13 protein-coding genes and 1 pseudogene are annotated in these 19,144 nt (G+C 71.7%); 10 read left to right on the top strand and 4 right to left on the bottom strand.

Annotated features, from left to right (window positions below; translation table 11 throughout):
* Positions 1-41: 41 nt before the first annotated feature.
* Together ACLJT4_RS28640 and ACLJT4_RS28635 are read right to left on the bottom strand one after the other, a co-directional pair.
* Positions 42-3,038, bottom strand: a complete 2,997-nt coding sequence (locus tag ACLJT4_RS28640) for a DUF6603 domain-containing protein (RefSeq protein WP_411126549.1) — start codon at positions 3,036-3,038, stop codon at positions 42-44.
* A 256-nt stretch (positions 3,039-3,294) separates the two neighbouring features.
* The gene (locus ACLJT4_RS28635) at positions 3,295-4,044 is read right to left on the bottom strand and encodes a helix-turn-helix domain-containing protein (RefSeq protein WP_411126547.1); all 750 of its coding nucleotides are present in this window, start codon (positions 4,042-4,044) and stop codon (positions 3,295-3,297) included.
* Between the two features lie 68 nt (positions 4,045-4,112).
* On the opposite strand from ACLJT4_RS28635, the gene ACLJT4_RS28630 reads away from it, so the two are divergent.
* Entirely contained in the window at positions 4,113-4,955 is an 843-nt protein-coding gene (locus ACLJT4_RS28630; protein ID WP_411126545.1) for an SDR family oxidoreductase, read from the top strand.
* Positions 4,956-5,189: 234 nt separating this feature from the next.
* Here ACLJT4_RS28630 and ACLJT4_RS28625 read toward each other — a convergent pair whose 3' ends face one another.
* Positions 5,190-5,711 carry a DinB family protein gene (locus ACLJT4_RS28625; protein WP_411126543.1) on the bottom strand — a complete coding sequence of 174 codons (522 nt, stop codon included), beginning with the start codon at positions 5,709-5,711 and terminating at the stop codon, positions 5,190-5,192.
* 617 nt (positions 5,712-6,328) lie between these two features.
* Between ACLJT4_RS28625 and ACLJT4_RS28620 the strand changes: the two genes are divergently transcribed.
* Positions 6,329-6,988, top strand: coding sequence for an MSMEG_1061 family FMN-dependent PPOX-type flavoprotein (locus ACLJT4_RS28620; protein ID WP_411126541.1), 660 nt, complete (start codon positions 6,329-6,331; stop codon positions 6,986-6,988).
* A gap of 322 nt (positions 6,989-7,310) precedes the next feature.
* The gene (locus ACLJT4_RS28615) at positions 7,311-8,327 is read left to right on the top strand and encodes a hypothetical protein (RefSeq protein WP_411126539.1); all 1,017 of its coding nucleotides are present in this window, start codon (positions 7,311-7,313) and stop codon (positions 8,325-8,327) included.
* Here the strand turns inward: ACLJT4_RS28615 and ACLJT4_RS28610 are convergent.
* Positions 8,328-8,957: pseudogene (locus tag ACLJT4_RS28610) on the bottom strand (ATP-binding cassette domain-containing protein); the annotation flags it as partial.
* Positions 8,958-9,297: 340 nt separating this feature from the next.
* On the opposite strand from ACLJT4_RS28610, the gene ACLJT4_RS28605 reads away from it, so the two are divergent.
* The 7 genes from ACLJT4_RS28605 (at position 9,298) to ACLJT4_RS28575 (ending at position 19,140) form a co-directional block, all read left to right on the top strand.
* Positions 9,298-9,480 carry a hypothetical protein gene (locus ACLJT4_RS28605; RefSeq protein ID WP_411126537.1) on the top strand — a complete coding sequence of 61 codons (183 nt, stop codon included), beginning with the start codon at positions 9,298-9,300 and terminating at the stop codon, positions 9,478-9,480.
* A gap of 469 nt (positions 9,481-9,949) precedes the next feature.
* Positions 9,950-10,648, top strand: coding sequence for a hypothetical protein (locus ACLJT4_RS28600; RefSeq protein WP_411126535.1), 699 nt, complete (start codon positions 9,950-9,952; stop codon positions 10,646-10,648).
* Between the two features lie 918 nt (positions 10,649-11,566).
* The gene (locus ACLJT4_RS28595) at positions 11,567-12,853 is read left to right on the top strand and encodes a phenylacetate--CoA ligase family protein (protein ID WP_411126533.1); all 1,287 of its coding nucleotides are present in this window, start codon (positions 11,567-11,569) and stop codon (positions 12,851-12,853) included.
* Positions 12,850-14,163 (top strand): MFS transporter, encoded by a 1,314-nt coding sequence (locus ACLJT4_RS28590; protein WP_411126531.1) that lies wholly within the window; start codon positions 12,850-12,852, stop codon positions 14,161-14,163. The genes ACLJT4_RS28595 and ACLJT4_RS28590 overlap by 4 nt, the downstream gene beginning before the upstream one ends.
* Entirely contained in the window at positions 14,160-15,365 is a 1,206-nt protein-coding gene (locus tag ACLJT4_RS28585; protein ID WP_411126529.1) for a GNAT family N-acetyltransferase, read from the top strand. The genes ACLJT4_RS28590 and ACLJT4_RS28585 overlap by 4 nt, the downstream gene beginning before the upstream one ends.
* The gene (locus ACLJT4_RS28580) at positions 15,362-16,525 is read left to right on the top strand and encodes an acyl-protein synthase (RefSeq protein ID WP_411126527.1); all 1,164 of its coding nucleotides are present in this window, start codon (positions 15,362-15,364) and stop codon (positions 16,523-16,525) included. The genes ACLJT4_RS28585 and ACLJT4_RS28580 overlap by 4 nt, the downstream gene beginning before the upstream one ends.
* Complete coding sequence (locus ACLJT4_RS28575) at positions 16,525-19,140, top strand: acyl-CoA reductase (protein ID WP_411126525.1); 2,616 nt, start codon at positions 16,525-16,527, stop codon at positions 19,138-19,140. Before ACLJT4_RS28580 ends, ACLJT4_RS28575 begins: the two co-directional genes overlap by 1 nt.
* The last annotated feature ends 4 nt before the right edge of the window (positions 19,141-19,144 follow it).

Raw genomic sequence — 19,144 nt, 5'->3', positions numbered from 1 at the left:
CACCCCTGGTGTCGGCTGGTCGTTGAGAACGCGCGGGCGTGTCAGGCGTTCAGGAGCATGGGCTCGGCGGTGAACGCCGTCTCGGCCGCGCGTTCGTATGCCGACAGATCGGAGTCGAGCGTGCCGAGATCGACACCGAACCCGTCCAGGGCGTCGGCCAGTTGGCTTCGCGCGTCCCGCTGATCGGCCGCGTTCACGGTCTGGACGATGGCGTCGATGACTCCACCGGGGCGATCCGGCGCCGGGCCGGCCGGCGGGGCGGACGAATCGAGCGGATGCGTTCCGTCCGGGGCGATCGGGTCGAAGGCGATGGCGTCCTCGCCGATGTAGCCGGTGTCGTGACCGTAGTCGGGCGTCGTCGGTGAGGTCAGGGCGATGCCGGTCAGCTGGTCGCCCACCAGCTCGTCTCCCCCGTCGAGGGGGTCGTCGTCGCCGGAACCCCACAGTGCCTTCGGCACCGATGTCGTGGATGCCGTACGGGCCCAGTCCTGCAGGTCGACGGTCTCCCCTTCGAGGGTGATCCAGACACGGTGCACGCTCGTCAGCCCGCGGCGATCCATCGGCCGGATGTCCACCCTCGACCCGGTCTCGACCGTACTGCCGCCACTGGCCGCCAGATAGACCTCCGTGATCGGCATCGCCGAGTCGGTGGCGAAGGAGAAGCCGGACGTGGCGACCTGCCAGGCAGCGTCGGCACCGCGCGTATCGTCTGCGCCGGGCGCCTCGGGGAGCAGACCGGTAAGGGGCAGCAGCCGGAGGGTGTTCTCGCGCGGCGGCAGCATGGTGCGGAAGCCCGGCCAGTCCAGCGCATGGGTGTCGGCGTCCCGGCCGCGGCCGAAGCCGATCGTGAAGGAGACGAACCATAGCTTGATCCTGGCCTCGCCACCGGTCGGCGGGCCCCAGACGCGCAGCGCGACGCCGACCTCAACGGTGATCGTGATCTTCACGAACCAGATCTTGATGCGGGCCTGCACTCCGACCGACACGTGCAGACCGACGTCGAAGTAGAACGGCTTCCACTGGATCAGCGCGTCCACCCGGGCTGTCAGCCAGGCATGCAGCGCGCCGGAGGAGAACCGGACGTCAAGCCCGCCACCAGCCATCACGGCGGCGGGCGTCAGCGCGAAGTACGCCTCACCGGACACGGTGACCTTGCCGGACAGGTCCCAGTCGAACCCCAGCCGCGGCACCGTCGGATAGTGGCCTGGACGCTTGTAGTTGCGGTGGTAGCCGCCGAGGGTGACCACGAAGTCGCCCTTGTGGGCACTGGGTCCGAACCAGGTTTTGAACGCCACGCCGCCACGCAGCCGACAGTTCTCATCGAGGAGGAAGGAGTTCGGGGTGAGTTGGGCCGCCAACGTCAGCTCACCGGCACGGGGCTTGAGGACCGCTTCCAGGCCGAGCTCGACGTTCGCGTACCGCCGGCGCCCGGGCTCCTTCGGAAAGCGCATCTCCGCGATGCCGAGGAGCGCGAACGTCAGATCCTGACCGGTTTGCAGAACGAGCATCGCCCGGCCGTCGAGGCGCTCGGCAATGGTGAAGCCGAGCCCCGCCGTGATCCACAAGGGGTCCTCGCCCCCACCGGCCGGAGTGACCCACGGCTCGGCGCCCGTGGCGAGGGTGTCCAGCACTGCCAGGGGATCCGCGCTGCCGTCCGGCCCCGCGCCGATGGCCGTCGGATCGTCCAGCGCCTGAAGGAACGGGAAATCCGCCAGTTCCTCCACACGCGGCAACCGGAGATTGCTGCGCCACCCCATCCCGCCGGCGACGCCGCGTACTTGGAAGGCGGGTGGCCCGATGCCCTTGTCGGCGGTCAAGGCCCCGAACGCGAAGAACGACGCCCGGTTGCCGGAAGTCGGCAGATACGCGGCAGCGACCGCGCTGCCGGAGAAGGACTTCGTGTCCACGATCAGCACGCCACCCGCGACGAGCGCGTAGGGCGGCTCCGCCTTCTTCGCCGCCAGCCCGCCGCTGACGTACAATGGAGGCTTGTCGTACGTGACGGTCACGTGCTCACCGTCCACCAGATCCCCGAAGTCGGGGAACGACAGCCCGGTCGCCACCGGCCCGCGGGGACCGGACAGCCGGAAGCGGTGCGCCTGGCGATGCCCCAGCGCACCCGGAGCCACGACGACGAAACCCTCACCGACCGCCACCGCGTACACCCCGCGCCATGGGCCGGAACCACCGGCAGACGGGCCCGGCGCCGCCGCCCCCACACCGGCCTCCTTCAACAGGGGCAACGGCCGACCCAATCCGTCGCGGCGCCGGGCGTCCACCTCGGCCGGCCGCCGCGCACCCCGCACCGGAATCACGACGGGGTCCGCACCACCACCGAAGGCCGATCCGAACGAGGTGGCTGCCCAACCGCCGGAGCGTGACGCGTGTCCCTCGGGGGCCTTCTGCCGCCCCGCACCGGCAGAAGCCTCCACCCGCGGCACCGTCAACCACGTCCCGCCAGGCAGGTCGGCGTCGGGCACCAATCCGTCCAGCCCCACCGCACCCACCAGGGGCGACAGCTGCCGACGCGGTACGTCCCGGTCCGCGCACAGCACCTGCCAACCGTCACACCGGGCCAGGAGCAGCCGGCCGGCATCCTCGTGCCCCACCACCGTCACCGCACAGGAACCGCCGGTGCCTGACAGCACGAACACCCCGTCCTGCTGGCGCAGCTCGACCTGACGCACGGTCGCCGTCGCCGGCAGCGCAGGCACTTCCCATCCCACTCCCAGGTACTGGACGAGCGTGGACACGCGGACCGGCGCGGGAAGACCAGCGTGCAGCGAAACCGCCGTGGTCTCCGTACTGCCGTCATCCGTGAACGCAACACGCACGCGGACTGGCTCCGTTGACAGGTTGGTCAGCGCAAGGCCGTGAAGCGACAGGTTCTCCGGGTCCGTCTCACAATCAGTCGCACGCAGCAGCCCGTCCGGGAACAAGGGCCGGAACACCTCGGCCCAACCCGCCCTGCCGCCATCCAGCTCCAGTGCTCGGCTGGTGTCGCCGGCCTTCTGGTGCTCGGCCAGCAACGTGCGCAACTCGCCCACAGTGAACGGCATCAGCAGCCTCCCGGTGTCCGCACTCGATCTCGCTACGGAGGCCCGCACGGCACGGCCATCTGCGCGCACCGGAGGAACATCCGCCGACGTCTCCCCGCCTACTCTCGGTGATCATCCGGGACATGCCGTGAGCGGAAAGGTTTTTCCATTCCGCGGTCACTCCATCGGACGAAGAACAGGGGAAGAGGGCGCGCCGGGGCCACTGGCCCGCTTCGGTTTCCCGGCGTTGACTACCTCACGTGGCGCAGGGAGTCGTAGCGGGAATCCGGCCCGCGTGGAAGGCGGCTGGCGACGCTCCCATGAGCAGGTGGAAGTCGGCTGTCATGTGGGACTGGTCGTAGTAACCGGTATCCGAGGCGAGTTGCGCCCACGGTGCTGCGCCCGCCTCGGCCAGCACCGTGCGGACGCGCTGGATGCGGGCGAAGCGTTTGGGTGAGAGACCGACCTGATGGGTGAAGACGTCGCGCAGGTGGCGTTCGCTGACCGACAGCCGCCGGGCGAGCGCACCGACCCGCCCGTAGCCGGTGGACAGCGACGCGACGGCCTCGCGGAGCAACCGGTCGCGTGGCTCTGCGCCGTTGGGCAGGCCCTTGAGCAGCGCGTTCTCGATGCACCGCAGGATCGGGCCGGGGCCGGTCAACTCGTCGAGCCGGTTTTCCAGGCGGGTGGCGCGGGCGCCCCACACCTCGGTGAGCGCCACAGCCTCGTCCCGCAGTTCGCCGGCCGGGACACCCAACACCGACCTGGCCGCACCGGGACGCAGTCGGACCCTGATGCACATCGCCAGTTCCTTGCCCGGGTGGTAGGCGGCACGGCTGCGAGGACCGATCACCCGCAGGTCGCCACCCCCGGTTCCGACCCTGCGGTAGACCAACGACGTTGCGGTGTCGGGGAGATGTACCAGCGGCAGAGCGCTGTCGGGCCGGAGCAGGGTCACGTCGGCGATCCAGGGCCGGAGCGCGGGCATCGGGATCAGGGCGTCCACGCCGACCACTCTACGGGCTGCCGATTTCTCCTATCTCGACGAGACGGCGGGACGGCAGAGTGCTCGACATGATCCTTGTTACGGGTGCGACAGGCACCATCGGCACTGAAGTGGTCCGGCTGCTGGCCGAACGCGGCGAGCGGGTCCGAGCGATGACCCGCAACCCTGCCGGCGCCAGCCTGCCGGCGCAGGTCGTGCGGGGGGACTTCGACGACCGCGACTCCCTCGACAGCGCGCTGGCCGGGGTCGACGCGCTCTTCCTGTTGGACGCGCCGGGTGCCTGGATCGAGCGGCACGACCTGGCGATGCTCGACGCCGTGCGGTCCCACGGAGTCAGGAAGGTGGTGAAGCTCTCCGCCATCGGCACCGGCGAGAACCCCGCGCTCAGGGTCGGCGGCTGGCACCTTCCCGGCGAACGGGCACTGCGCGCGGGCACCGCTGCCTGGACGATCCTGCGGCCCAGCAGCTTCGCCACCAACACCCTGCACTGGGCCTCCGCGATCCGCGCGGGGCAGCCGATTTCCAACCTGACCGGGAACGGGGCCCAGGGCGTGATCGACCCGCGCGACATCGCCGAGGTCGCGGTCGCCGCGTTGACCACGCCGGACCATGCGGGCAGAACCTACACACTGACCGGACCCGAGTTGCTGAGCACGCCCGACCAGGTGGACATTCTGCGGAAGGTGCTCGGCCGTCAGATCGGCCTCGTCGACGTGCCGCTGGACGTGGCGAGGCGGCAGCTGATCGAAGCCGGCCGGACCCCGGAGTTCGCGGAGGGCGCGATGCGCGGCCAGCGGCACATCGCCGAAGGAGGCAACGCCCGACTGACCGACGACGTGCACACCGTGCTCGGCCACGCGGCCCGCACCTACGCGCGCTGGGCCCATGACCACCGGGCCGCGTTCGACTGAGCGAGCCACACCGGGGCCGACAGCGGTGAGGGGCCGACGGCGGCCGGTCCGACCTGGACGAGCACGAACCGACGCCCAGCAGCCCAGCAGCGTCGGGCCGTCGTCCCCAGTCACTGCACCGGCCGCCAGGCCAGTAACAGCCCGCTCCCCGGAAGGGCCACACGACGGCGCCAGACTCGACGAACCGCGCGCCGGTGGCCGATGACACCAGCTCGCCCCCCACTGCCGAAGGTCTCAGTCGGCCAACAGCACTACCTCTGCGGGAAGTTGGCGGCGCATGTCGTGCAGATGGTGGCGCAGTTCGTGAAGGGTGTGCACGGCGAGCCAGCGCAGTGAGCGTTCCGCACGCTCGGGATAGGTGTACACCAGCGTGCGGTCCCACGCCGCGGGTGGCAGCCGGTCGAGGACGTTGGCGAACAGCCATGCCGCATCATGGAGTTGACGGGCGACGTCCGCCGGCCGTTGCTCAGCGTAACCGTCGTGATCGACCCGCTCGTCGCGTCCCATGGGCTCGGCGACGGGCCTTTCGCGGTGCCGCGCGGCCAGTGCCCGCTCGCGCTGGATCAGCAGCACATCACGCACGTGGCAGGCGTACTCAAGAGCTGACCACACCTGCGGCGCCGAACGCTGCCCCAGCGCGGTCGGCTCGGTCCGCAACAAGTCCTCGTATTCACCGGCATATCCCTTGATGAGCTCGGATACCGCAGGAGCCAGAGAGAGGTCGTATTCGAAGCCGCATTCCCTACAAGGCGTCATGCCAGCACCGTAACGTGCCCTCCCGGTGTTACGCCGACACGGCTCCCGCGCTCGTATCCACCGGGCCGGTGAAGGGCTGGAGCGGTGCGCCTCGCACGGACTCGGACCGGAAACCGTCCGGTCCGACAGGTCGGTCGCCCAGGAGGAGTACCCGGTTCCTCGACTCGTTTGCGGATCACCGCCAAGTCCTCGTCGTCGGAAAGGAGAAGCTGTACTCCTGCGTGCAGTGCGTGCTCGGCCCGCAGGCTGTCGGTCAACTGCCGCAGGGGCCGGGAGAGGTCTGGGCCGAGAAGGGCGCCGACGCCCCGGCAGTCGACGAGACCTGGGTATACGGGTATCCACCACCAGGCGCCGACGAACGAGCCGCCCGCGCCTGGTGGCGTGCGTCTTTCGCACGGCCCGTCCCGACGGGGTGGCGTCGCGCGCCGGCGGGGCAAGGCGCTGAGCCACCTTGCTCCGACCACCGCGTGCGTTCCCCCTCAGCACCTTTCGTTGCGTCGATCGTTCTCGGCGACGCGACGATGCCGGCATCGACGGGAAAGCGGCCGTCCTTCACGCACTCACCGATCGAGATCATCCGCGGGTCGCGCATTAGGGTCGCGCATTAGGGTCGGGGCATGACGTCACTCCTTGCCAGCAGCGCCTTCGACTCGCTCCGCCTCGACGCCGTGCCCGACCAGGAGGCGCTGCGCAGGGCCTACGCACTGCCCAGCGACGCGGCCGTGCGCAAGCAGACGACCGAACTCACCGCACAGGCTCGTCGGTTGATCGGATGCTCGCCGTTGGTCCTGGTCGCCAGCGCGGACGCCGAGGGCAACTGTGACGTGTCCCCGCGCGGCGGTCCCGCCGGGTTCGTCGCCGTCCTGGACGCACGGACGGTGGCGATCCCGGACGCGACCGGCAACAAGCGTCTGGACACCCTGCAGAACGTCGTCGCCACCGGTCGGGCCGGCTTGCTGTTCGTCATCCCGGGGCGCACCACGACGCTCAGGGTGAACGGCCGGGCCTGCGTCTCCACCCGCCCGGAGCTGCTGTCGCAGTTGACCGCCGTGGGCAAGCCGCCGGCCAGCGCGTTGGTGTTGGGGATCGAGGAGGTCTACCCGCACTGCCCCAAGTCGCTCCTGCGCAGCGGGGCCTGGAAGCCGGAGCAGTGGCCGCCGGCGGACGCCCAACCGACCTCGGCCGAGGTGACACTGGCCCAACTGCGGATGCCGGAGCTGACGATCGCCGACATCGAGCAGGCGGAGGCGGATTCGCTGAAGTACCGCTACGAGTAACGGGCCGACCAGCGGTCCCTGGACCACCAGCCACCGACCCCCGGACGAGCACGCCCCAGGACCGATCGCGGCCCGGCCCTGGCCGCATGCAGGACCACGTCCTCGGACGATCCACCGCGGCGATGGGGCCGAAGGCACCCGTTCTCGGGGGTGGAAGCGGCGAATGGCCCCGCGTCTCCAGGGGCCCCCGTCTTCGACGGGGTGATCCGGTGACCGAAGTTGCCGAACTGGTGATCCAGAGGCTTCGATGAGCCCCGTGTCCCGAACCTCCTTCATACCTCGACGCCGCTGTCGACCGGACTGGCGAACGGCCGTCACGGCGTTGGCGATCACGATGCTGGGCCTGCTCGCGCTGACCGGCTGCACCCGGGCGGACGAGCCGTCGGCCCTCCCGCCCGCCGGCGTCTACCAGCACGCCGCAGCAGCCGAGAACTCGCAGGCCGAGCCGATCGCGCCCGACGGAGTGGCAGGGGCTCTCACCCGGCCGTTGCGGGCGGCCGGTTGGTTCTGCGTGCAGGCCCGAGCCAATGCGGACGGTCGTGCACTGTGGTGCCGGATCGCGCGCCACGACGCGTCGGACACGGTCCGTTCGCAGGTGGCGCAGTTCCTGCTGGACCGTGACGACCGGCTCGTCTGGGCATGGTTCCCGCCGGTCGAGACGGCTTCGGAGACCAACGAGGTCGTCGCGGCCGCGGCATCGACGCTGACCGCGATCTGGCCCGACGCCGGCGATCGCGTGCGGGAGGAGATCGAGGACTTCGAGGACGATCACCGCAGGGACACGGCGGGGCAGGACGACGGTGCGCCCCACGCGGGGTGGCGCGACACGTACGCGGAGTACGACTACGGCTGGTCGAACGGACTGGTCGTCACCGCCCGGGACGCCTCGGTCCGGCGCTGGCCGTTCGGCTCCGACCACTACGCGACCTCGATGAGCTCCGCTGTCGACGATCTCCTCGCCGGTGGCTACGACTGCTTCTATCCACCCCAGCAGCACTGCAACCGGGTCCAGTCGAACGGCTATTTCCGTGTCACCCTCCGCGGTGACCAGGTCGTCTCGGCCGAGTTCGGCATCGGCAGTCGGATCGAGGCCGGGCGGCAACGGCACCTGCTCAGCGAGGAGTTCCCGCACGGCCTCACCTTTCTCACCGAGGCGGTCCGTCGTCCCGTCACGGAGCGCATCGAACAGTCCCGACGAACCGGCACCAGCTTCGCCGGCATCGTGGCCGGCACGGTCGTGATCATCGACGCGCGGAAGAGCGCGCTCGACGGGGGCGATCTCGTGGCCTACCTCGACATCCGGATCGGTGCACCGCTGGCTGCGACCTCGCCCGTCTGATCACGCGACGAAGACGGGATGCCGCAAGCGCACAGCGGCCCTCATGAAGAGTGAGTTCGTCTCCGGATGCTCGGAGACGAACGGGCTGAACGGGTAGGCCGCCGCGGCCTGACGGTGCGCGCTCGGCTGTTCTGCCGTCTGCTGAGTGGATGTCCAGACGCGGAGTGACAGCGTGTCCTCCGGTGTCGGCTGGCTGGCCACGGGTGCCGGCTGTGAGGTGGCCAGCCGTGCGTACGTCCCGTGGCGACGCAGCAGCTCCGTGTGGGTGCCGGTCTCCACCAGGTGGCCGTCGTCGATGACGAGGATACGGTCGGCGTGCGGCGCCAGGCTCAGATCGTGCGTGATCATGATGGTCGTACGGCCTGCCATGAGCCGCCGCAGCGGCTGTGCCACCTGGCGCGCGGCCGGACCGTCGAGCCCCGCGGTCGGCTCGTCGAGGATGAGCACCGGAGCCCGGCGGAGCATGGCGCGGGCCAGAGCGATGCGTTGGAGTTGGCCGCCGGACAGCGTTGCCGTCCCGGGGGCGATGGCGGTGTCGTAACCGTCCGGCAGCGCGGTGATGAAGTCGTGCGCCGCTGCCTTGCGGGCCGCGTTGTGGATCGCTCGGTGGGACGCGCCAGGACGGCCGCACTCGCCGGGGCGGGCGGTGCGCCGGCGTCGCCTTCTTGGCCGGCCGGCCGTGCGCCTTCTTTCGCGCCCAGGCGGGTTCGCAGCGCTTCTTGACCGGGGCGATCCTGTGGAAGCTCATGGCTTTACCTTTCTGCTTTCCCGTTGCCGTAAGCCGGTTCGCTTTCGACGTGGAAAACGTTACGGGATTTCGCAACTGAAAAAGCAATTCCCCTCTCAGGGTTCCATGAATATCGCATGAGGGAGTTTCTCAGGACTTCCTGGGAACCGGAAGGGTCTCACATGGAATTTACCGAGGTAATTGATAGGGGTGTGGCCGCAGGAGACGGGATATCGGGGTGGCGTGAGTGTGTTGCCGGACGTCGACGAGCACCCCGGCGCCTTCGGTGCCGCCCGCGCCCACCTGGCGGAAGCCGGCCCCACCAGCGGTCTGCCGACCGGGCCGCTCGCCTTGCCGCGCTCCTGGGCCAAGCGCAACTCCCCGCCGCCGCCGACAATTTCCCACGGCCGGCCAAGGTCACCGTAACGGCGATCTCCGGTGGCGCCGGCTTTTCCGTGACGCCAGATTGGGTTTACCTGAATGCCGACGTGCGCCCGACGGCTGGGCCGTCCGGCAGGGGCAACCTGCTGGCGTCCCACGGTGCGCCCGCCGCCGCGGGCTGACGCGGACTGGCGTCGTGCGATCGACGACGCGTGAGGCCAGCCGGAAGAACGGCCGGAAAAGCGGTCAGAAGAACAGCCGGGAGAGCAGCCGGGAGAGCAGCCGGGAGAGCAGTTAGGGGAACAGCCGGGAGAACGGCCGGGAGAACAGTCAGGTCGCGACGGTCGCCTGCCGAATCCGCGTGCGCGGAGGGTGTGAGGCGCCAGCGCAACCCGTAAAATTGCCTTGGTCTGCGGGACAGTTGGGGCGACGGCCGGCGGTGCCTGGGCGCGAGGGTGCGGCGGTTGCCACCAAGGGGGGTGGGCCGGATGGCCCGGGGCGATGTGGAGGGGCATTGTCGGAACCGGATGCCAGACCAGCCGATCCGTCCGTCGCCGCCACGCCGGGGACCGGCGCCGGACTGACGGCCGCCGTCGTGGGCGTGCTCATCACGTCGCTCCCGCAGCTCATCGAGCACCTCAGCCCGTGGAACCGGGCGTTCCTGGCGCTCATCGCGGTCACCCTGGGGCTGAGCGTTTTCGCGACCGTGCGGGCCCGGCGGGAGGCGCCGCGGCGACGCCTGTGGGTCACCGTGGCGGTCGCCGCCGGTGTGGTCAGCGGGTGCACGGCCCTGCTGCTCGGCGTCGGCGCGTTCTTCGCCACGGTCACGCCCGCCCCGGTCAAGATCGGCTTCGACGACGCCGTCGCGCTGCGCAGCCGCGCCGACGAGGACGTGCGGGTCGGTGCCCTGCCGGTGGAGCCCGGCTCGTACGTGATCTGGGTGAAGCTCTACGCGACGGAGCCCGAGGCGAGCGCGGTGCGGATCACCTGCCGGTTGGAGGCGGAGAACGACTACGACGTGGTCTCCGCCGACCTGGCCCCGGGCGGCAGCGTGCCCATGGCGCTGACGGTCGCGCACACCTACCGGGCGTCCGGCGACGCCGTCCTCTTCTGCCGTCACGCCTCGACGCAGCCGCGCACCACCACGCTCAAACAGGTCAAGATCCTGGCGGTGGGCGCCGCTTCGGTGCGGATCGAGTTCCTGACGCGTTGAGCGGAGCCCGCAGCGGCGGTGCGGGCACTCGCGGGTGCGGGTGCGGGGCTGTTCCACGCGGATCCGCGAACGGGTCCAGGAGTGCGTTGACGTAGACGCCGCCGGCCGGGCCTGACGGTGCATCCAGGACCCCCGGCGGCGGGCCCGTGGGGGGGGGGCCGCGGCGGAGGACTGGGCATGCGGGGACCAGTGCCACGTCGTTCTCGTCGGTGAGCAGGATCAGGTCACGGGCCTGGTCGGCGGCCAGGCCAACGGAGGCGGCCGGCACGGCGGGCTCGGCGAGCGGCCAGGCGTCGTCGGCGTCCGGGCGGTAGGGCCAAGGCTCCGCGGGGGCTGGTGGATCGGTGCCCACGATGCCCTCCTGGACGCCGGCGTCGGGACAGGCCGCGGTGCCCCCGGTGTCCCTGCTGCTCGCCGGACCCCGTTCCGGGCGGCGGGCGCGTCCGCGCGCAGCGCCAGGAGCAGCGGCAGCAGACGGGAAACCGACGGGGGCGCCGTCCCGGGCCGGAAGCGCACGTCGGGCGGGGTGAGGGCCTCCCGGTCGGGGCGAAGGATTCCCCTAGCGGAAGTCCGACCGGAGAATTCCTAGAAGTTCCCGCCGGAGCCCGAAAACCGCCTGGCGTGCACGGCCGAAAAGCTGCGTGGTGAGCTAGGTCACCGTAAAAGGCGGAACCGGCCGCAGGTGTGCACCATCGCGTGCGATAGCGATTGGCAAAAAATCTCCTACGGGTCGGCCACGGGTCATTCGGCACTTCGGACATGACATAGCATCAGTGCGCCAAGTAGCCAGTCCAGAAAACCGTGCGGAAGCGTCCCTGACCGGGATTGCCCGTACCCGCTGCGACTGTCCCCACACCATGAGCTGGTGCCGCACACCCCGCGGTACCGGTTCCTCTGAATGCGAAAAACAGGAATGCAATGCCCGTTCAACAATTAACGGACCTCATACGCTTCGTGCGTCACAACTCACCCTTCTATCGGGAGCTCTACGCCGACCTTCCGGACCGGGTGACGGAGCTGACGGACTTGCCGGTCGTCCCGCACGACGCATTCTGGCGCGCCAACACACCGCGCGACAACGGCCTTTTGACCGGACCGCTCGACGAGGCGGTGGTTTTCAAGAGCGGTGGCACCACCGGCGCGCCGAAGTTCTCCGTCTACACCCGGGAAGAATGGCGGGAATTCACCGAGGCGTTCGGTGGCGGACTCGTCGAAGCCGGCCTCCGCCCCGGCCACCGGGTCGCCGACCTCTTCTACGCCGGTGAGCTCTACGCCAGCTTCACCTTCATCCTGGACGCCCTCCACCGGGCCCCCGTCGCCAACGTCCGGCTGCCGATCGGCGGCGGCGCACCGTTCGCCTCGACCGTGCACACGCTGGCGGAATTCGACGTCGACGTCATCGCCGGCACCACCACGACGCTCTGCGGCCTCGCCGACCACCTCGTGCGCGAAGACCGCCAACTCCCCGACGTGCGGCTGCTGTTCTTCGGCGGCGAGGGCCTGTTCGAGGACCAGCGGCCGCTGCTCCGCCAGGCGTTCCCGCACGCCGAGGCCCGTTCCATCGGCTACGCCGGCGTCGACTCCGGACTGCTCGGACAGGCCGTCCCGGGGGCCGACCCCCGCGTCCACCGCGCGTTCACGCCGCACACCGTCGTGGAGATCCTCGACGAGCACACCGGCGAGCCCATCACCCGCGACGGCGTCGCCGGCCGCATCGTCGTGACGGACCTGCGCCGACGGCTGATGCCGGTCCTCCGCTACCCCGTGGGCGACCGCGCGGAGTGGACCGACGCCGCGGCCGGACACTTCCGCATCCTCGGCCGGGCCGAGGAGGGCGTGCGCATCGGCGCGGTGTCCCTCTACACCCAGGACGTGCACGACCTGGTCCGCGCCGCCGACCCCACCGGCCAAGTGCTCGGCACCCAACTGGTGGTGCGCCGCTGGGACGGGCGGGACGGGCTCGTCCTGCGGCTGGCCGTCGCCGGCGACCCGGCCACCGGTGACGACGGGGACGCCCGCGACCTCGGACACCTCGCCGCCGCCATCGCCAAGGAGATCCTCGCGGCCCGCCCGATGTACGCCGCGGAGGTCGACGCCGCACGCATCCATCCGCTGGCCGTGGAGTGGGTGCGGCACGACGAACTGGTCGTCAACGCCCGGACCGGCAAGCTGATGCGGGTCATCGACGAACGGCCGCACTCATGAGCGCGACCCCGAACCCCACCCCGCGCCGGCTGCCGGTGGTCCTGCGCAACCGGGCCTTCGGCGCCGTCTGGGTCGCCCAGGTCCTCACCCAGGCCGCCGGCCGGATGTTCCAGGTCGGCGTGGTGTGGTGGCTGGTGGGCCATGCCGTCGACGGCGCCGGCGACCGCGGCCTCGCCTCGGGGGTGTTCCTCGCGGTGAGCACGCTGCCCGCGGTGGCGCTCGCCCCCCTGGTGGCCTCCGTCATCGCCCGCTGCCCGCACCGCACGGTGCTGGGTTCGGCCGCCGCCGTGGCGGGCCTGGTCGCCGCCGCCGTCGCCGGTTGGACGCAACTCGGTTCGCCGCCCATGGCGGTCGCCTACGGGGCCGCACTGCTGCTGGCGGGCTGCCAGGCCCTGTTCGACCCCTGCCTGACCACCTCCGTCCCGGAACTGGTCGACGACGCCGACATCGAGGCCGCCACCGGCTTCGAACTCGCCACCCAGTCCCTCGCCGGTCTGGCCGGCGGGCTCCTCGGACCGCTCGTGGTGGACGCCTGGGCGCTGACCGGCATCGTCTCCGGCTGCGCCGGCGCCTACCTCGTCGCCGCCGCCCTGGTGGCCGTGACCCGCTTCCCGCGCGCCACCACGGCGCCGGACGGCGCCGCACCGGCCGAGACCGCACCACCGCGCCGGACGCTCCGTCAGATCCTGGCGGACCATCCGTTCATCCGGCGGGTACTGCTCTGCTTCGCCGCGGTCAACGTCTTCTCCACCGCTCTCTACGTTGTCATGCCCCTGTACACACGGGCGGTGCTGCACGCCCACGGTTCCACCGCGGCCGCCCTGGAAACCGCACTCGGCATCGGCGCCCTGCTCGGCTCGTTCACCGGCGCGCGACTGCCGGGCTCGGCCACCACCGTCGGCGGGGCCTGCCTGGCACTGCTGGCCGTGGCCCTCGGAACGCCCGGCCTGCTCGCCGACCGGTCCGTGGCCGTCGCCGCCCTGGTCGTCGCCGGCTGGTGCGTGGGGGCGATCGGCGTGCGGTTCGTCGCGCTCTTCCAACGCCTGGTCCCGGCCGCCGACAAGCCCGGCTTCTTCGCGGTGATGCAGGCCCTGCTCGGCGCGACGTTCCCGCTGTCCTCCCTCGTCTTCGGCGCGCTCGGCGACCACCTGTCACCGCAGACCCTGTGCCTGCTCCAGGCCGTCGGAGTGCTCCCGCTCGCCGCGGCGCTGTGGTCGATCGGGCGACGCGCGGACGCCCCGGCCACGTCCGGGACGCCCGACGCCCCGGTCGCGACCGCCGCCGGCGCCGCACTGGAGGAGGCTCGATGAACACCACCCTCCGCCCCGCCGCACCCCAGGACATCGCCGAACTGCGGCAGTTGTACTTCGAGGTGTACGGACACGGCTACCCGGTGGCCCTCGGCAGCGACCCGACCGAGATGCACCGCCTGATCACCGACCCGCACAGCCACTGGCTCACGGCCCGCCGCACCGACACCGGTGAACTGGCCGGCTCCGTGGTCGTGCAGACCGACCCGGGCAACCGCGTCGGCAAACTCGTCGGCCTCGCCGTCCATCCGCGCCAGCGCCAGTGCGGCCTGGCCGGCCGACTGACCGAGGCGGTCACCGCCGACGCACTCGCCGCCGGCACCCTCGACTCCATCCACACCACCGTCCGCATGGTCACCCAGGCCCCGCAACGCGTCGTCGCCCGCAACGGATACCGGCCGTTGGGCCTGCTGCCCAACGCCGCCGACGTCTCCGGCTGCGAGACCCTGGCACTGTTCGCCTGCTACGCCGAGGGCGTCCTCGGACGCCGGGAGCGGGTGACCGCCGTGCCCCGGGCCGTCATGCCCCTGCTGGACGCGGCCGAGGAGAGCATCGGCATCCCCTGCACCGCGGTCCTGCCCGCGGACGCCACGGACCTCGACGCGTCCCCGCCGCTCCCGGGCGGCAGCGCGGGCAGCCCGGCCCCGGGCGCACTCCTGACCGCTCCCGCCCGCCCCACCACCCGCACCCCCATCGAGGTGATCAACGCACCCGGCTTCGTCCGTCGGCGCTTCCGCGAGCTGTTCCCCGACCCCGCGGGCGCCTACTCGCCGCTGCGCACCCCGAACACGGTGCTGACCACGCCGGACGGCGCGTTCGAGATCTACGCCGACCTCGACCTGGCGGCCAGCAGCTGCGCCCTGGTCGCGGTCCACCCCTACCCGGCGGCCGCCGCCCGGGCCCTCGACTCCCTGATGACCGCGCTCACCCGGGCCGGCGCCGACTACGTCGAGACACTGGTGCCCCTGGCCGACACCGCCGGGCTGCACGCCTTCCTGGCCGCCGGCTTCGTCCCCAGCGCCAGCTACCCGGCCATGCGCCGGGTCGGCGACCGCTTCCACGACTACGTCGTGCTCTCCCGCACCGACCGGCAGATCGACTTCCGCACCACGGCCGTCAGCCCGCTGGTCCAGCCGTACCTGAACGCCTACCTGACCACGTGGGCGTCGACCTACCTGCCCCACCACGAGGTTGTCCTGTGAACCCGCATCTCGCCCCCGTCGACGTCCCCGACCCGACGGCCCTCGCCAGCGTCCAACGCCTCTGCGACCTCCCGTCGCCCTACACCACCGGGCCCGAGGCCGACGCCCTGTTCGCCGACGCGATGGCCGAGTCGCACGCCTGGCACGCCGACCGCTCCCCGCTGTACCGGGCCCTCCTCGACGACGCCCCGGAGACCCCGGCACCCACCGTCGGCGCACGGACCCGCACCCCGCTCCTGCACGCCAACTTCTTCAAGCGCCACGAGGTGCTCTCCGTCCCGCGCGACGAGGTCTTCCTGCACCTCACCTCGTCCGGCACCACCGGCCAGAAGTCCCAGATGTTCTACGACCGGTGGACCATCCGCGCGGCCCAGCGCATGGTGGCCCGCATCTTCGACCACTACGGCTGGATCACCCCCGACCAGCCCGTCAACTACCTCCTCTACAGCTACGAACCCGCCCCCGAGGTGCGCCTGGGCACCTCCTTCACCGACAACTACCTCTGCGACTTCGCGCCCGCCCGGCACACCACCCACGCCCTGCGGCACACCGGCACCGGCCACGCCTTCGACGTGCACGGCTGCATCGACGCCCTCCGGCGCTACGCCGAGGACGGAGCGCCGGTCCGGATCCTGGGCTTCCCGGCCTTCCTGCACTTCACCCTGGAACGGATGCGCACCGCCGGCATTCCGCCCCTGCAACTGCCGCCGGACTCCCTGGTGCTGCTCGGCGGCGGCTGGAAGGGCCACGCCGACCGGCAGATCGCCAAGGAGGAGTTCCACGACGCGGTGACCCGACAGCTCGGCATCCCCCCGGAGCGGATCCGGGACACCTACGGCTCGGTCGAGCACTGCGTGCCGTACGTCGAGTGCACCCACCACCGCCTGCACGTGCCCGTCTGGTCCCGGGCCGCGGTCCGCGACACCCGCACCCTGCAACCCCTGCCGTACGGCCGCCCCGGCTACCTCCACCTGGTCTCCCCGTACATCACCTCCGTCCCGGCGCAGAGCGTCGTGATGGGCGACCTGGCTTCGCTGCACCCCGGGGACGCGTGCCCCTGCTCCCTGGACACCCCGTGGTTCACGATCCTCGGCCGCGCCGGGGTGAGCCGCAACCGCAGCTGCGCGGTGGCCGCCGCCGAACTCCTGAAGGGCATGTGATGACGACCGAACTCCACTACTGGCAGGGCGAGTTCATCGACGACGCCGAGGCGGCCGAACGCCTCGCCACCCTGCCGGACCTGGTCGCCCGCACCCTGGCGGAGCCGCTGTCCACCGAAACGGTCCTGCTCGCCTGCGACGCCGTCAGCCGCGCCCTGCAACAGCCGCACGGCGACCTGCACACCCGCCTCCTCGCCCACCTGACCGACCCCGACGGCGCCGCGCCGACCGACCCCGAGGAGGCCGCCGCCACCCTCGCCGAGATCGCGGACGCCCTCGCCCGCCCCGCCCTGGAGCGCAAGCTCCGGCGCGAACTCGGCGGACCGCGCCCGGAACGCCTCACCCGCCCCGACGCCCGCGAGACCACCTACGAGGCGTGGGCCCCGGTGGGCCTGCTCGTCCACATCGCCCCCGGCAACGCGGCGGCGGTCGCGTCGCTGAGCGTCGTGGAGGGCCTCCTCGCGGGCAACGTGAACGTCCTCAAGACCAGCAGCGGCGACACCGCACTCGCCCCGCACCTGCTCGCCGCACTCGCCGCCGCCGACCCCACCGGGGCCCTCGCCCGCCGGATCGTCGCCCTGCGCTTCCCCTCCAGCCGCCAGGACCTGATGCGGCTGATGTGCGCGCCCGCCGACGCGGTGGCCGTATGGGGCGGCGAGGACGCCGTGCAAGGGGCCGCGGCCCTCGTCCCGCCCGGCTGCCGGCTCGTCGAATGGGGCCACAAGATCTCGTTCGCCTACCTGACCCGCGACGCCCGGACCGACCGGGCCGCCCTCACCGAGCTCGCCGCCGACGTCTGTCGCGCCGAGCAGCAGGCGTGCTCCAGCCCGCAGGTCGTCTACCTGGACGCCGAGCCGGGCGACGACACCGCCACCGCGGCCACCACCCGCGACGAACTCTTCGCCTTCGCCGAGCAGTTCGCCGCGGTGCTGGCCGAGGTCTCCGCGAAGGTCCCCGGCCCGAGCGGCGACCCCGACGGCGCGGACGCGGCGGCCGGGTCCGACCTGGCCCACGCGGCCGAGCGGGCCGAGGTCACCACCACCGAACTGGTCGCCCGGGCCGAGCAGCACCTCGGCCTGACCAAGGTGATCACCGCCGACGACGGGAGCTGGCGGGTCTTCGCCGACACCCGCCCGGCGCTCACCGCGTCCCCGCTGCACCGCACCGTCTGGATCAAACCCCTGCCCCGCCGCGACGTCGTCGCCACCCTGCGCCCCATGCGCCGCTACCTCCAGACCGCCGCGGTGGCCGGCGCCCCCGCCGACGTCGCCCAGCTCTCCCGCACCCTCCTCACCGCCGGCGTCCAGCGGATCACCCCGCTCGGCTCGATGCTCGACGGCTACCACGGCGAACCCCACGACGGCGTCTACGCCCTCCAGCGCTACAGCCGCCGGGTCAGCGTCCGCGCCCCGCACGCCGCGTTCGCCACCACCCCCTGCCTGGACGAACTGATCGCCCCCGCCGCCCTGCCCCCGGCGCCCACCGGACCGCTGATGGACAAGGCGGCGGCCCAGGCCCAACTGGCCACCCTGGCACCGGAACACGCCCAGCTGTACTTCCGCAGCGGAGGGACCACCGGCGCCCCGGCCCTGTCCGTCTTCACCTGCGACGACTACGACACGCAGATGCGCGCCTCGGCGCACGGCCTGCTCGCCGCGGGCTTCGACCCGGCCCACGACCGCGCCGCCAACCTCTTCTACTGCGGCGGCATGTACGGCAGCTTCATCAGTTTCTTCTCCATCCTCGAACGCCTGGGCGCCACCCAGATCCCGATGGCCGCCGGCCCCGACCACGAGGCGATAGCCCAGGCCCTCGTCACCTACCGGGTGGACACCCTCTTCGGCATGCCGTCGTACCTGTGGCAGCTCTTCCACACCCAGGGCGAGCGCCTGCGCGCCTACGGCGGCATCCGCAAGGTGTTCTACGGCGGCGAGCACTTCACCGGGGAACAGCGACGCATCCTCACCGAGACCTTCGGCGTGCAGGTCATCCGCTCCGCCGCCTACGGCAGCACCGACCTCGGCCCGCTCGGCTACCAGTGCGGCCACGCGCGGGGCACCGAACACCACGTCCTGACCGACCTCCACACCCTGGAGATCCTCGACCCGCAGGAGGACCGCCCCGTTCCCGCCGGCCAGCCGGGGCGCCTCGTCTTCACCACCCGCACCCGGGCGGGCCAGCGCCTGGAGCGCTACCAGATCGGCGACCTGGGCCGGGCCGTCGCCGGAGTGTGCCCCTGCGGCAGCCACACCCCGCGCATCGAACTCCTCGGCCGATACGGCGAGGTGTTCCGGATGGGCACCTACCACTTCAACTACCGCCGTTTCACCCAGGTCGCCGAGGAACACCTCGGGTACCGCGGCGAACTACAGCTCGTCCTGACCAACGAGGCCGGCCGCGAACACCTCACGGTCCGCCTCGACGCCCACTACGCCCCCGACCCGGCCGCCGCCCGTGCGGCCCTCCTGACCCACGTCCCCGAACTCGGCTCGGCGGCCGGCCCGGAAGCCCTCCTGACCCTCGCCGTCGAGACCGCCCCCACCCTCGCCTTCGAACGCACCCCCACCAGCGGCAAGCTCCGCACCGTCATCGACCGCCGCACGTCGACCTCCTGAGCGA

Source organism: Streptomyces sp. x-19, from assembly GCF_046549115.1.
Taxonomy (GTDB): domain Bacteria; phylum Actinomycetota; class Actinomycetes; order Streptomycetales; family Streptomycetaceae; genus Streptomyces; species Streptomyces albulus_C.
This window is presented reverse-complemented; position numbering and strand designations above follow the sequence as displayed.